This is a genomic window from Arcticibacterium sp. (genome assembly GCF_055134445.1).
On the sequence record NZ_JBSRVI010000135.1, the window covers coordinates 1 to 13,741 of the forward strand.

14 protein-coding genes and 1 riboswitch are annotated in these 13,741 nt (G+C 37.3%); of the genes, 6 read left to right on the forward strand and 8 right to left on the reverse strand.

Annotated elements, in window-relative coordinates; translation table 11 throughout:
• Window positions 1-1,070 (reverse strand): GWxTD domain-containing protein (locus ACTBZY_RS17315; RefSeq protein ID WP_463047610.1); only part of this gene is annotated, 1,070 nt, incomplete at its 3' end.
• Window positions 1,071-1,130: 60 nt separating this feature from the next.
• Between ACTBZY_RS17315 and ACTBZY_RS17320 the strand changes: the two genes are divergently transcribed.
• Together ACTBZY_RS17320 and ACTBZY_RS17325 are read left to right on the forward strand one after the other, a co-directional pair.
• Entirely contained in the window at window positions 1,131-1,499 is a 369-nt protein-coding gene (locus ACTBZY_RS17320) for a group III truncated hemoglobin (protein WP_463047611.1), read from the forward strand.
• Window positions 1,496-2,152 (forward strand): alpha/beta hydrolase, encoded by a 657-nt coding sequence (locus ACTBZY_RS17325; RefSeq protein WP_463047612.1) that lies wholly within the window; start codon window positions 1,496-1,498, stop codon window positions 2,150-2,152. The genes ACTBZY_RS17320 and ACTBZY_RS17325 overlap by 4 nt, the downstream gene beginning before the upstream one ends.
• Here ACTBZY_RS17325 and ACTBZY_RS17330 read toward each other — a convergent pair.
• The 7 genes from ACTBZY_RS17330 to gcvP form a co-directional block, all read right to left on the reverse strand.
• Complete coding sequence (locus ACTBZY_RS17330) at window positions 2,145-3,161, reverse strand: homoserine O-acetyltransferase family protein (protein ID WP_463047613.1); 1,017 nt, start codon at window positions 3,159-3,161, stop codon at window positions 2,145-2,147. The two genes, ACTBZY_RS17325 and ACTBZY_RS17330, sit on opposite strands and share 8 nt — an antisense overlap.
• A gap of 80 nt (window positions 3,162-3,241) precedes the next feature.
• Window positions 3,242-4,534, reverse strand: coding sequence for an O-acetylhomoserine aminocarboxypropyltransferase/cysteine synthase family protein (locus ACTBZY_RS17335; protein ID WP_463047614.1), 1,293 nt, complete (start codon window positions 4,532-4,534; stop codon window positions 3,242-3,244).
• Between the two features lie 104 nt (window positions 4,535-4,638).
• A riboswitch (SAM riboswitch) is annotated at window positions 4,639-4,760 on the reverse strand.
• Between the two features lie 176 nt (window positions 4,761-4,936).
• A complete protein-coding gene (locus ACTBZY_RS17340; protein WP_463047615.1) occupies window positions 4,937-5,275 on the reverse strand; it encodes a hypothetical protein in 339 nt (112 codons plus the stop codon).
• Window positions 5,224-5,643: a hypothetical protein gene (locus tag ACTBZY_RS17345; RefSeq protein ID WP_463047616.1), complete on the reverse strand. Its 420-nt coding sequence runs from the start codon at window positions 5,641-5,643 to the stop codon at window positions 5,224-5,226. Before ACTBZY_RS17345 ends, ACTBZY_RS17340 begins: the two co-directional genes overlap by 52 nt.
• Window positions 5,640-6,251, reverse strand: a complete 612-nt coding sequence (locus ACTBZY_RS17350) for an aminotransferase class IV (protein ID WP_463047617.1) — start codon at window positions 6,249-6,251, stop codon at window positions 5,640-5,642. Before ACTBZY_RS17350 ends, ACTBZY_RS17345 begins: the two co-directional genes overlap by 4 nt.
• The gene (locus ACTBZY_RS17355) at window positions 6,235-7,251 is read right to left on the reverse strand and encodes an aminodeoxychorismate synthase component I (RefSeq protein WP_463047618.1); all 1,017 of its coding nucleotides are present in this window, start codon (window positions 7,249-7,251) and stop codon (window positions 6,235-6,237) included. Before ACTBZY_RS17355 ends, ACTBZY_RS17350 begins: the two co-directional genes overlap by 17 nt.
• On the reverse strand, window positions 7,251-10,157 hold the full coding sequence (gene gcvP / locus ACTBZY_RS17360; RefSeq protein WP_463047619.1) for an aminomethyl-transferring glycine dehydrogenase: 2,907 nt from the start codon (window positions 10,155-10,157) through the stop codon (window positions 7,251-7,253). The genes ACTBZY_RS17355 and gcvP overlap by 1 nt, the downstream gene beginning before the upstream one ends.
• 132 nt (window positions 10,158-10,289) lie before the next feature.
• Here gcvP and ACTBZY_RS17365 point away from each other — a divergent pair, with 132 nt between their 5' ends.
• From ACTBZY_RS17365 to ACTBZY_RS17380, 4 genes are all read left to right on the forward strand, one after another.
• The gene (locus ACTBZY_RS17365) at window positions 10,290-11,333 is read left to right on the forward strand and encodes a M28 family peptidase (protein WP_463047620.1); all 1,044 of its coding nucleotides are present in this window, start codon (window positions 10,290-10,292) and stop codon (window positions 11,331-11,333) included.
• A 354-nt stretch (window positions 11,334-11,687) separates the two neighbouring features.
• Window positions 11,688-12,518 carry a MotA/TolQ/ExbB proton channel family protein gene (locus tag ACTBZY_RS17370; RefSeq protein ID WP_463047621.1) on the forward strand — a complete coding sequence of 277 codons (831 nt, stop codon included), beginning with the start codon at window positions 11,688-11,690 and terminating at the stop codon, window positions 12,516-12,518.
• Window positions 12,519-12,579: 61 nt separating this feature from the next.
• Window positions 12,580-13,170 (forward strand): ExbD/TolR family protein, encoded by a 591-nt coding sequence (locus ACTBZY_RS17375; protein WP_463047622.1) that lies wholly within the window; start codon window positions 12,580-12,582, stop codon window positions 13,168-13,170.
• Between the two features lies 1 nt (window position 13,171).
• Window positions 13,172-13,732: an ExbD/TolR family protein gene (locus ACTBZY_RS17380; RefSeq protein WP_463047623.1), complete on the forward strand. Its 561-nt coding sequence runs from the start codon at window positions 13,172-13,174 to the stop codon at window positions 13,730-13,732.
• The last annotated feature ends 9 nt before the right edge of the window (window positions 13,733-13,741 follow it).

Consider the following 13,741-nt stretch of genomic DNA (forward strand, 5'->3'; position numbering starts at 1 on the left):
CCTTTATCTGTCTTCCATCCCTCTTTATATGTCGTAAATAAATCATTGGCCTTCTCTACGCGTCTGTAGTATGACTTAATAATCTGCTTTGCCAAAGATTCGTTACCCGCAGTCATGCTTAAAAAATAAAGGTCTAAAGTTTCTTTAAACTTCTCTGTTTCCTTCAGATTTTTGATTTCGTCGTTCGTACTCATATAAATCAACGGCTCCATCAACTCTTCCACATTGGTTAACCTTGGATACCTATCATCTACTACCAAAAAACCAAAACCATCCTTTACACCCTCACTGCTATCTAAAAGTACATAAGTGCCTTCTTTAGAAAAGCTTATGGCTTCTCCAGAAGCAAAAGTAATGAGTTCCTCCTCTTTAAAACTTTGAAAGTCATTCCTTTTAGAGGTACTCATAGGAGAAAGAGCTGCAGGAGTTTCAGAAGCATACCTCTTTAAGTATAGTGTTCTTGGCTCTCCATTCAAACTTTTGAAAGTTACTGGAGTATTGGTTAACACAAAGGACTCAAAAGTAGGACGATTATTGCCATTCACAAATAATCCAAAACGATGATTGGGTCTGGTACCGTTAAAGTCAATTGGTGTTTGGTTTGTAAATTTTCTAGAGGCTGATAAATCCACAAACTCTAAAGCTAAGATTGCCTCTGAATATTCTCTAAGCCTAGGTATTTCTAGTTTCAGAAAAAGTCGATTGCCCTTTATCTCCGGATTATTAGCATCCATCTCTACTCTTCCAGACGCCAACTTTTCTTTAATACCCGTGGTAGGGTTATAAGCCCAGTTGGTTTTAAACTTTTTGTTAATAGCCGCGACAGAATTTAGGTCACTTGCTTTTAGATTTTCAAAATCCACCTTCAAGTAAAATACTATCATGGATGAATCTTTCAGAATGTAGTCTGTCTTGATAGACGAAATCGACGGTTCTGTCTCTTTTTGGTTATTTCTCTGAGTACTTAGTGCATCCTGATTGACGGCAGTCTTCTTTTGAACTTTACATCCAGAAGCAATGCCCACCAGTAAAAACACCAATAATGTATGAATGTGGTTCTTTTGTATCATAACTTTATCCTCAAATATAAACATATAGAAAGAACGAATAGTTGGGCTTGGAATTATTTTATGAAAGAAATTGAAAACAGAAAGGATATAGAAGAACTCGTCAATAAATTTTACGAATACGTTCACGCCGACGAAAAAATGGCTCCAATTTTTGTAATGCCGGAAGAACAATGGCTCCGACATTTGCAACGTACGTACAACTTTTGGGATAATTGGCTCTTTGAAACCGGGAGCTACAAAGGTGGGCTGATGTGGGCTCACATAGAGAAAAACCAAAGCCATCCTATTACTACAGACTTATTTGAAAGGTGGCTTTCTCACTGGTTTAGATCGGTAGATGAACTATTCGTCGGAGAGAAAGCAGACTTTGTCAAAAACAAAGCCTTAGAGCTAGGTCAAATGATGAACGCAAGATTGAATAGGAAATGATATATCAAAAAATAAAAGTAGAGCGTACAGCTAGATTTATATTACTCGGAGAGATAACAAAGAAAACTAAAAACATCTGGGTTTGTTTTCATGGATATGGGCAACTAGCCTCACATTTTGGTAAGAAATTTCAGTTTATGACAAATGAAGAAACAGCCATTATAATTCCAGAAGGTTTATCAAGATTTTACTTGAACGACAGTTATCAGCGGATTGGTGCCAGCTGGATTACCCGTGAAATGAAAGACGAAGAAGCGGAAGACTACATTAAGTACTTGAACACCCTTTTTCACCAATTAACAAAAGAAATTGACATAGACTCTGTCAAGATTAACATTTTGGGCTTTTCACAAGGTTGCACTACAGCCTGCAGGTGGTTAAATCAAACCAACTTTTCACCTCAACATTTTGTGATTTGGGCAGGATACTTTGGTAATGGCATTGAAGATGTTATTTCAATTGAAAAATTATCTAACACAGCCACTTATTTCGTTTATGGAAATAGGGATATTTTTTTCTTAAATGAACCAGAACTCAAAGAAAAAATGCTTTTAGACTTTCAAGAAAAACTTCCAGTTAAAATTATAGAATTTGACGGTGAACACCGCGTTTCTCCCAAAATCTTAAAAGAACTTATAGCACAGATTAGCTAGATTGCCATTGCTTTATAACCTTGGTCATTTCTTCAAACTCAATCAAAAAACCGTCATGACCATAGCCAGAATCAATTTTAGCGAAAGTGGCCTTTGGTATTAATTTACCCAAGAGCTCTTGCTCTTCAATAGGAAACAACATGTCTGATGTTATCCCTATAACCAGCGTTTTGGCCTTTATTAACTCCAAAGCATCTTTAAGAGATCCTCTGCCTCTACTCACATCATGTGAGTCGAACATTCTACTAAGCACCCAGTAAGAATACGCATTGAAACGTTTCTTTATTTTATCTCCTTGGTAACTCTGATAAGTACTGGCTCTAAAGAAGTTAATCTGCCCCTCATCTCTAGATTGCGTTCTGTTATAAGTCTCGTAATTTCTGTAAGATAAAAGTGCTATTCCTCTAGCTACTTTCATCCCTTCTTTACCTGCTTCTGCATGTGGTTCTTGCCACGTAGGGTCACCTGCAATAGCCATTCTTTGGCTTTCATTAAATGCTATTCCCCATGGAGAATGAACAGCATTGGTAGAGAAAAGTATAAGTTCGTTAAATAAATCTGGCTGAGAAACTGCCCATTCTACGGCTTGCTGCCCGCCTAAGGAGCCTCCCATTAAAATATCAATTTTACTTATTTCTAGATGTTTTCTTAGCAATTCAAAACATTGAATAACATCCCTAATGGTTAACATCGGAAATGAAAAGTAGAAAGGCTCACCAGTCTCTGGATTAACACTTAACGGATTAGAACTTCCATAATGTGACCCAGGAACATTCACGCAAATAACGTAATGCTCTTTAGGGTTAAAAAGTCTATTTTCCCCTATTAAACCACCCCACCAGTCAGAAGGATTTGCGTTTCCTGTGAATGCATGGCAAACCCAAACCACATTACTTTTATCCTCATTCAGCTCACCATAGGTGGTATAGCCTAACTCTAGTTCTGGCAGAAACTCGCCATCTTCTAAATGAATGGGTGCATGATGCTTAAAAGTATGATATTTTAACATAAGCTACTGCTTAATCGCTAGATCTTAAAAGATTGAAAAGATGCACGGCCTTAAAATTAGAAGACCGTGCATTTATAAAACTAGGCCTCCATAGCTTGAATGATATCAGCCTTGATGTCTTCTAGGTGCTCTATACCCAATGACACTCTTAACTGATTTGGTAAAACACCCGCATTTATTTGCTCCGCATCATTTAATTGAGAATGCGTAGTGCTCGCTGGGTGAATAATAAGTGTTTTAGAGTCTCCCACATTAGCAAGATGAGATATCAGTTTCAAAGAATTTACAAACTTTTCTGCTCTTGCTCTACCACCTTTAAGATTAAAAGACAATACGCCACCAAAACCTCTTGTTAGGTACTTCTTCGCCAAATCGTGTGTAGGATGACTTTCTAAACCAGGATAGCTTACATCTTCAATTTCTGGATGAGTTAACAACCATTGAGCTAATCCCATGGCATTTTCACACGTTCTTTCAACTCTCAAAGAAAGTGTTTCAAGACCTTGAAGCAATAGGAATGAGTTGAAAGGAGACTGAGCCGGACCAAAGTCTCTTAAGCCTTCTACTCTACATCTGATTATGAATTGGATATTACCAAAAGGGCCTCCAATACCAAAAACATCATTCATCACCAATCCATTATAACTTGGAGATGGCTGTGTAAATTGAGGGTATTTACCATTGCCCCAGTTGAAATTACCACCGTCTATAATCACACCACCCATGCTGGTTCCGTGTCCACCAATCCACTTCGTAGCTGACTCTACCACCACATTGGCACCCAATTTTAATGGCTGCACCAAAGAACCACCTGCACCAAATGTATTATCAACAAATAATGGCAAATCATGCTTCTTAGCTAAAGCTACTAAAGCTTCAAAATCAGGTACATTAAGGCCTGGATTTCCTATAGACTCTACATAAAGTAGTTTTGTTTTTTCGTCAATTAAAGACTCAAAACTGTCAATGTCGTTTCCATTCGCAAATCTGGCTTCTACACCAAGGTTTTTGAAGGTGTTTTTGAATTGGTTAAAAGAACCACCGTATAAGAATGAGCTGCTTACAAAGTTATCACCTACGGTAGTAATATTATTAATAGCTAGAAACTGTGCTGAGTGACCAGAGGCTGTGGCCAATGCTGCGACACCGCCTTCTAATGCCGCCATTCTTTTTTCAAAGACGTCATTGGTAGGATTCATAATACGGGTATAAATATTCCCGAATTCTTTCAAAGCAAAGAGGTTAGCTCCATGCTCAGAATCCTTAAATTGATAGGCAGTAGTTTGGTAAATAGGTACTGCTCTAGAAAGAGTAGTTGGGTCAACTTCTTGACCGGCGTGCAATTGTAGCGTTTCGAATTTCAAATCTGACATGACCGATAATAATTTTTAAAATGTTTTAAATCATATGCTGAAACACAGCCATATGCTCCCGAAAATCGGAATAAAACCAATAGGATTTGATAAAATCACAGACTGGTTTATAAGTCCCAAGGGCATTTATTGCTCCATTAGGTAGGTATTGGCACCTTATCGCATTAAGCGGGACAGGTTGCCCGAGGTTCAAAGAGCCCATTCTCTCCGCTCGTCTTTATAAATCAATCCTTAAAACGGGAAATCCGTTTTGGAGAATGATGCGGCAAATATAGTTTCTAAAAAAATCAAATACCAAAATTTAAAAATAAATCTATCAATCCGACATCCTGGAAAGAATTATTCATATTCGTCAGAATAGATGTGAAGTTATGACAAAAGAATTTGAAGATATACCAGAAACTACCATTGCTTTAAACGAACTGGCAGTTGCTGATATTTCCACTTTGAGCTTCTAAAGAAGGCCATCCTATATGAACTTTTAGAAGACTTTAACACGAATTTCATCCACTCAGAAACCCAAGAAATAAAAGACCGTTTTTTGCTTGAAAAGGAATATTTAACGCTATAGGTGTCATCCGTCATTCTTCCAGATGAAAAATAAAATTTGTTTTTAACCCAGCTCTCGTTTTTTTGAGGAATTAGTCTTGTTATCCATTTAGGATATAGAAATAAGGCTTTATAATGCGTTACTGCTTTCTCACAAACTTCAATTTGCCACCAATTTCTAAAAAATGCCATGAGGGACTCGCTAAAAAGTCTGGATAAAAGTAAAAACTTTTAGCTTCCGCCAAAGCCTTTGTAAAGGAATTGAAATCCTTATCCGCCACAACATCTCTTTGCAGATAACCCAAAGCCAGTCTATAATTAAAACCCTTCACAAAACCACTGGAAGTGCTCATCACATCATAGAAAGCTTGAAAGCTTTGTTTATTAAACCTACCCGTTAATTCTCCTTTCTGAATATCTACATCTATATAATTATTCGTATTCAAAGCCTTTTCATAGCCAGATTCTGAATCTTCTATCTCAGTAAAATAGAAATATCTCTCTTGCCCTAAGGCGGTAAATTGAAAAAGTAATAGGCTTACAAAAAGCAGGTATCTCATTGTTCTAAGGTTAGTTGTATTTCATTATTTTTCAATAGAAAATGATAGACCAATTCAAAATCTCTCATGGCATTAATAAAAGCGACTTTTTCAAATTTATGCAAAGATGAAACAAAGATGTCTGCGAGATGCAAATCACCTTGATTTATCAAAGACTGCCTTTTTACACCATTCAATAAATAGGTTCTTGGTGTATACCATTGTCTACCATCAAAAAAAGCCAAGTTAGAATATGTTGCATCTGTTAAGAACCCCTCTTTAAGAAAGATAACATCGTCTGCATTCGTTTCTTCTAGAGATGAAATCAGAAAAGTACGATCAGCATATTTATAACCGTAGTCGTAAGCTCCGCATTCTTTCAATGCTACCCGCTTATGTAAAGCTGCGGTATAGGGTGTAAAAGTCACCTTTGAAATAACCTCTGCGTAATCTACCCTACATCTATACAAAACATCATCTTCTGGAGCATCACCTAGAAAAGCCTTTAAATTTAATTGTGATTCAATGCCCAATTTCTCAAAACGAGTACTATTAAGGCGTTCGGCATGATAATCTAGCAGGAAAAATTCTCCGTTCTGATATTTGATAGTTTCAAAGAATTGGGACATATATTTTGCTTAGTAATTCTTCATATTCCTTTTCTGCTATACTCCTAGAGGTTATTCCGCCTCCGCTTTTAAAGACCAATCCATTGGGTGCTTCCTCTATAAACCTTATCATGACTGCGGAGTCCAATCGCTCTCCGTCAAAAACGCCAAAAACGCCGGTATAAAAACCACGTTTCCCATTTTCAAAAGTCTCCTTTTCCGCCTCTTTTATAATTTCTAAAGTTTTGGGCTTAGGAGCACCAGAAATTGAACCCGCTGGCAGTAATTTGAAAATTATCTCCCCTATTCTAATTTTCCAATCGTCTCCTAATTCACCACAAACTTCCGAGCTCACTTGAAGCAACTCTTTGCCGTCTTCTTTCTTTATTCTTTCTAGAAATCTAAAACGCTCCACCCAAACCTTTTTTGCCACTCGGCTAAGGTCATTTCTTATTAAATCAACGATGGTGGTATGCTCATACTTTTCTTTAAGGTCTGCTAAGATAATACTTTCAGCATTTTCAATTTCCGCATTGATGGTTCCTTTCATTGGAAAAGAAGAAATCTTTCCACTTTTGGCTATTTGAACAAAGGTCTCGGGAGAGAAGCACACAAACTTATCCTTTATGAATAGCTTGTATTTTGACCTGCACCTGTGAAAAAGAGCTTCTAAAGGCCAGTTCACCGTTATTTTAGTTTCTACCGTGAGGTTGACCAAAAAACTATTTCCTTTTTTCAAATTACCGAGAACAAAGTCAAAAGCCTTCTTGAAGTCATTGAAAACCATTGGTTTCTTTTCTAATATGAGTTCAGGCAGGTCTTTAAACGCTTTGGTGTGAAAATTTTGATAGTTAATGAAATTGTCATTCATGGCATAAGCCAACTCTTTATGTTCTAGATCAAATAATGGAATAACCATAGGATTTTCCATTTCAAAATCTATCATAAAAAGAAACGGAGTTTGGCTTTCGCCAAACTCGTTCATTTGTTTTAATACAATTTCATTTTTCAATATTGACATTATGCCTCTACATATGCTTCTATTGGGAGGCAACTGCAGACTAAATTTCTATCTCCATAGGCGGAATCAATTCTACTAACAGATGGCCAGAACTTGTTTCCTTTCACATATTCTGCAGGGAAAGCGGCTTTGGATCTAGAATAAGGTCTTTCCCAGTTATCCGTCATTACCACTTCCATGGTATGTGGTGCGTTTACCAACACATTATTTTCGGAAGGTACTTCACCACTTTCTATCTCCGCTATCTCTTTTCTAATAGAGATTAGGGCATCACAAAACCTATCTAGCTCTTCTTTCGACTCCGACTCAGTAGGCTCTATCATCAATGTTCCTGCTACTGGAAAAGAAACGGTAGGTGCATGAAAGCCATAATCAATCAATCTCTTTGCTATATCTTCTACCTCTACACCTGCAGAATTTTTAAACGAACGACAATCCACAATCATTTCATGGGCACATCTTCCGTTACTTCCTGTATAAAGAATATTATAATGACCTTCCAGTCTTGATTTAATATAATTGGCATTTAAAATGGCATATTGCGTGGCATTTTTCAAGCCTTCTGCACCCATCATTTCTATGTATGCATAAGAAATTGGCAATATACTGGCACTACCCCATGGAGCGGCCGAAACAGCATGTATTGAACCGAAAGAGTAAGATTCAGAATTTGCTCCAGATGATGTACGATTATTGATATCTACATGACCCGGTAAGAACGGCTCTAAATCTTTCACTACGCCAATTGGCCCCATCCCAGGGCCACCTCCACCATGAGGAATACAAAAAGTCTTATGCAAATTTAGATGACAAACATCAGCTCCTATATGACCCGGAGACGTAAGTCCGACCTGGGCATTCATATTGGCACCATCCATATACACACGACCGCCATGCTCATGAATCAAACTACATATTTCCTTTATACCCTCTTCAAAAACCCCATGGGTAGACGGATACGTCACCATTAAACAAGACAAATTAGCTGAATGCTCTTTCGTCTTAGCTTTTAAATCCTCTAAATCTATATTCCCGTTTTCGTCACAGGCTGTCACCACAACTTTCATCCCAGCCATAACGGCAGACGCGGGGTTGGTTCCATGAGCAGAAGATGGAATTAAAGCAATATTTCTAAAGCTCTCTCCTCTACTTTCATGAAATGCACGAATCACCATCAATCCTGCATATTCTCCCTGTGCACCTGAATTTGGCTGTAAAGACATGGCGTCAAAACCCGTTATTTCACACAACCACTCTTGTAAATTCTTAAATAACTCTTGATAGCCTTCCGTTTGATTTGCTGGGGCAAAAGGATGTATACCTCCAATTTCAGGCCACGTAACCGGAATCATTTCTGCTGTGGCGTTTAATTTCATCGTACAGCTACCCAAAGAAATCATGGAATGCACAAGAGACAAATCTTTATTTTCTAAAGATTTCAAATATCTCAGCATTTCATGCTCCGTATGATGCGTGCTAAATACAGGGTTTGTCAGATAAGGTGAAGTTCTTTTTAACCTTGTTGGAATACCAGATTCTATTTCACCTTTCAGGCTCATCAACACTCTATCTCCTCTAATCTCAGCGAAAATCTCTAATAAATCGCCAACGTCATGAAGGGTTTTAGCTTCGTCAAAACTAACACAAACCGTATCCTCATTAACGTACCTAAGATTAATTCCCTTGGCTTCCGCCAGTGCTCTTAACTTTTCTGTCCCATTGACTTCTACTGAAACAGTGTCAAAAAATTCTTCATAATTGACCTTGAAGTCTAATCCTTGAACAGAATTCGCAAAAAATCTTGCTAATCCATGCACTCTTTCAGCTATTCTTTTAATTCCTTCTGGCCCATGGTATAGCGAATACGCCGCCGATAACACCGCTAAAAGAACTTGTGAAGTACAAATATTGGAGGTTGCTTTTTCTCTCCTAATATGCTGCTCCCTGGTCTGAAGAGCCATTCTGTAGGCATCATTTCCTTGGGCGTCTTTAGACATCCCAATAATTCTCCCTGGAATCTGTCTTTTATAATTTTCTGTCACCGCATAAAAAGCCGCATGAGGTCCACCTAAACCCATAGGAATACCAAATCTTTGTGCGGTTCCTAAAACGCAATCAGCTCCCATCTCGCCTGGCGACTTCATTAAAGCTAGAGACAGCAAATCTGCGGCTATTGCTACTTGAATTCCCGCTTCATGAGCATCTTCAATAAACTCAGTATAATCCTTTATCTCTCCCTCTTTACTTGGGTTTTGAATTAAAATTCCAAAAACATCCTCCGAAAACGTAATTTCTTTCTCAGGAACCACTTTAACCGTAATTCCTTGGGGAATACCTCTACCTACTACAATGTCTATGGTTTGAGGAAAACAATTCTCTGAAATCAAAAAGACATCTGCAGACTTCTTCTTTTGAGCTTTTCTACTGGCATAAAACATGGCCATTGCTTCCGCAGCTGCCGTTCCTTCATCTAAAAGCGAAGCATTTGCCAAAGGCATTTGTGTTAAATCACAAATAACAGTCTGGAAATTGAACAGCATTTCTAATCTACCTTGTGCTATTTCAGCCTGATATGGTGTATAGGCGGTATACCATGCAGGGTTCTCTAAAATATTCCGTTGAACCACATTTGGTAATATTGACTCATAGTATCCCAAGCCAATAAAAGACTTGAAAACCTTGTTCTTATTTGCAATAACTCTGAAATCCTTTAGAAACTGTGTCTCTGTTTTCGCCTCAGGCAATGAAAGAGACTTCTTCAATCTAATTCCCGAAGGAACCGTCTGTCTGATTAAATCGTCAATACTTTCAACACCAACACTTTTAAGCATGTCCGAAAGATTTTCATCTCTCTTTCCATGGTGTCTATTTTCAAATTTCTCGTATGCTGTAAGACTTATTGTCATTATGTTAAATGTAGTATTAAATAAAGAATGATTCGCCGCCGCAAAAGTACTAATTATGAATTACTTGATAAAGCAAAACCTTTTGGCTTATTTCAATATCCATTGAAAAACATTTAAACAATATTTCAAGCAATGAAAAACATTTTCTTTCTGGTATTAATGCTAAGCATAATATCAAAAAACATATCCTTTGCCCAAGATTTATCAAAGGTTTATGCAGAGACCATTTCAGAATCAGATTTAAGAAAACACCTAGAAATAATTGCTTCAGATGAAATGGAAGGTAGAGAAACTGCAACAGCAGGGCAGTTTAAAGCGGCAAGATATCTCGCTGAAGAATTTGAAAGAATCGGGCTCGAACGACGAGTTGACCTTGGAGCGTATAAATCTTATTTTCAATGGTTCGATGTTTGGGTAAAAGGTAAATCTCAAAAGCTTGTCTTAAACAAGGAAGAGAACGCAGAGGGTTTTGAGAAACGTGCCACCATGAACATTCTAGGTTTCCTACCTGGAACAGGTAAGAAAGAAGAAGTCATTGTTATTTCTGCACATTATGATCATATAGGCATAAACAGTAATGGAGAGATAAACAATGGTGCCGATGACGACGGGAGTGGAACAGCGGCCATTTTAGAAATTGCAGAAGCATTTGCGTTAGCAAAAAAGGAAGGTCACGGACCGAAACGAAGTATTCTTTTTTTATTAGTGGCAGGTGAAGAAAAAGGCCTCTTAGGTTCTAGATATTTCACAGATATATCTCCGGTAATACCATTGGAAACCATCGCTTGTGATTTAAATATAGATATGATAGGACGTAAAGATGATAAGCATAAATCAGACCAATACGTATACCTAATAGGTGCAGATAAGCTCTCAAAAGACCTCGACAAGGTCACAAAAGATGTAAATAAACGTTACATAAATTTTGAATTAGACTATACCTACAATGACGAAAAGGATCCAAACAGATTCTATTATCGGTCCGATCATTACAATTTCGCAAAAAATAATATACCAGTTGTATTTTTTTTTACAGGCGTTCATGAAGACTATCATAGACCTGGAGACGACATTGACAAAATATTATTTCCTAAATACTCAAAAATCACGAAATTAATTTTCCACACAGCATGGGAACTGACAAATAGAGACGAAAGCCTGAAGCTCAATCGTTAAAACTTTCATAAACGTCGGCTAAAAGTATAACTGATAGACAAAACCCTTTAATTTCAAAGCCTCATTCTTGCCTAAATCACCTATTATTATCCTTTAATTTTATTACTTAAATAAAAAAAATGCCTCTGCATGCATTTATAGGGCATTGAAAGAAAAAACAGGAGAAATCTAATGTTAACAAAAAAAAGGCTTCACAAATGTTTTAGGTTCTAAGGTATTTTCCTTAGAATTGCCAAAGTTTTGTTTAGTATCTGACTACTTAAATCGGTCTAAAGCCTCTTTTCAAAACGAATTAATTATTTTTTTTAAACAAACGGTTTTAATCAAACAAAAACCCCAAAAAATTCTAATCTAATGGAAAAAAAGACTACAGCCCCTGCGGCACCGAAAAAAGCGGCCGCTCCAAAAAAAGGTGGTGGACTTAACGCAGGAATTATCATTCCTATTTTACTTGTAATTGGTATCTGCATCTGGAAATTCATCCTTGGTGATGGTGCTAACTTTGATGATCCTGAGGTAAAACATCATCCATCTAACATGCTAGGTATCGTTTACTCTGGTGGTGTTATTGTACCTATTCTTATTACTTGTTTTCTTATTGTAGTCGTTTTCTCAATTGAGCGTTTTATCACTATTGGCAAGTCTTCTGGAAAAGGCAACTTAGACGCGTTTGTTGCAAAAATCCGTTCTCAAGTTAGCTCTGGTAATCTTGCAGATGCTATCAAAGAGTGTGACAAACAAAGTGGTACTGTAGGAAATGTTGCAAAAACAGCTCTTATGAAGTACAACCAATTAGTTGGTGAAACTCAATTAACAAAAGACCAAAAGTTAGCTGCTCTTCAGAAAGAGATTGAAGAAGCTACTTCATTAGAATTACCAATGTTAGAAAAGAATCTTACTATTCTTTCTACTTTAGGTTCTGTTGCTACACTTATTGCACTTTTAGGAACTGTACTTGGTATGATTCGTTCTTTCTTCGCTATTGGTGAAGGTGGTGGAGCTCCAGATGCAGCTGAACTTGCTCGTGGTATTGCAGAAGCACTTATTAACACTGGTCTTGGTATTGGAACTTCAGCGGTTGCCATCATCATGTACAACCTTTTCACAAGTAAGATTGATGGTTTAACATACAAGATTGATGAAATCGGTATGAGCTTACAACAAACTTTCTCTGCGAATAATTAATCAACTAATTTTTTAGTTATTAAAAATTATTGTTTAACTTTAAGCATTAAAAGAAAAATATATGGCAGCTGTAAAACCAAAAAGACACGGTCCAGCAATGGACATGACAGCGATGTGTGATGTAGCTTTCTTGTTATTGACCTTCTTTATAATGGCCAGTTCATTTAAAAGCGAGGAGACAGTAACAATCAATACTCCATCATCCATTTCACTAGATCTAATCCCTGAAACAGATGCGTCTATGGTCTCTATTGACCAATTCGGCAAATACTATTTCGGAATTGTAGATCCATCTCAAAGAGATGATTTCGCTAAAGCGATGAGCGATAAGTATAACTTAGGACTTTCTCAACAAGAAATGATCCAGTTTACAAGTCTTTCAGAAGTAGGCGTACCAATGAAGCAACTAAAAGCTTACATCAATTTAACTGAAGTTGAAAGAGCGGCATACCCATTAACAGGTATACCTTTAGACTCTACAGACAACGAATTGGTAGACTGGGTAAAGACTTTTGGAGAAACATTCTCAGGCTCTAGTATTACGGTAAGAGGAGATGGTGCCACACCTTATCCTTCTTTAAGAAACCTTTTTAAAGAGTTTGGTGCGGCCGATTTGAACAAGTTTAAATTGATAACCAAAACCGAGAAATAAAATGGCTGAAGTACAAGTAAAAGAATCCGGTGGAGGTAAAGGTGGTAAACCAAGAGTAAAGAAAGGTGCAGGGAAACCAGATATGACACCCATGGTGGATTTAGGTTTCTTATTGATAACATTCTTTATTTACACAACCACCTTCAGTAAACCAAATACCATGGTTTACAACACACCAAAGGAGTTGCCACCCGAGGATAGAATAGAACAAGAATTGGATATTAAAGTATCTAATACTATCACTATAATCTTAGGTGGAGATGATAGAGTATTCTGGTATCAAAAACCTCTAAAAGAGGTAACAGTAGACGATTTAGTTGAAACCGACTATTCTGACACAGGTATTAGAAATGCAATTCTCTTGAAAAAGAAGGGAGCGTTGAGCCCAGAGAACTGGACTGTAATTATTAAACCAAGTGATGAATCTACTTGGAAGAATTCAGTCGATATCCTGGATGAAATGGCCATTACGGATAGTAATAAAAAGGCCGTTGTGGAATTACAAGACGTAGAGAAAGAAGCTTACTATGCCAAAATTGGTAAGCCTGTCCCTACTAATTAATTTTTAAAT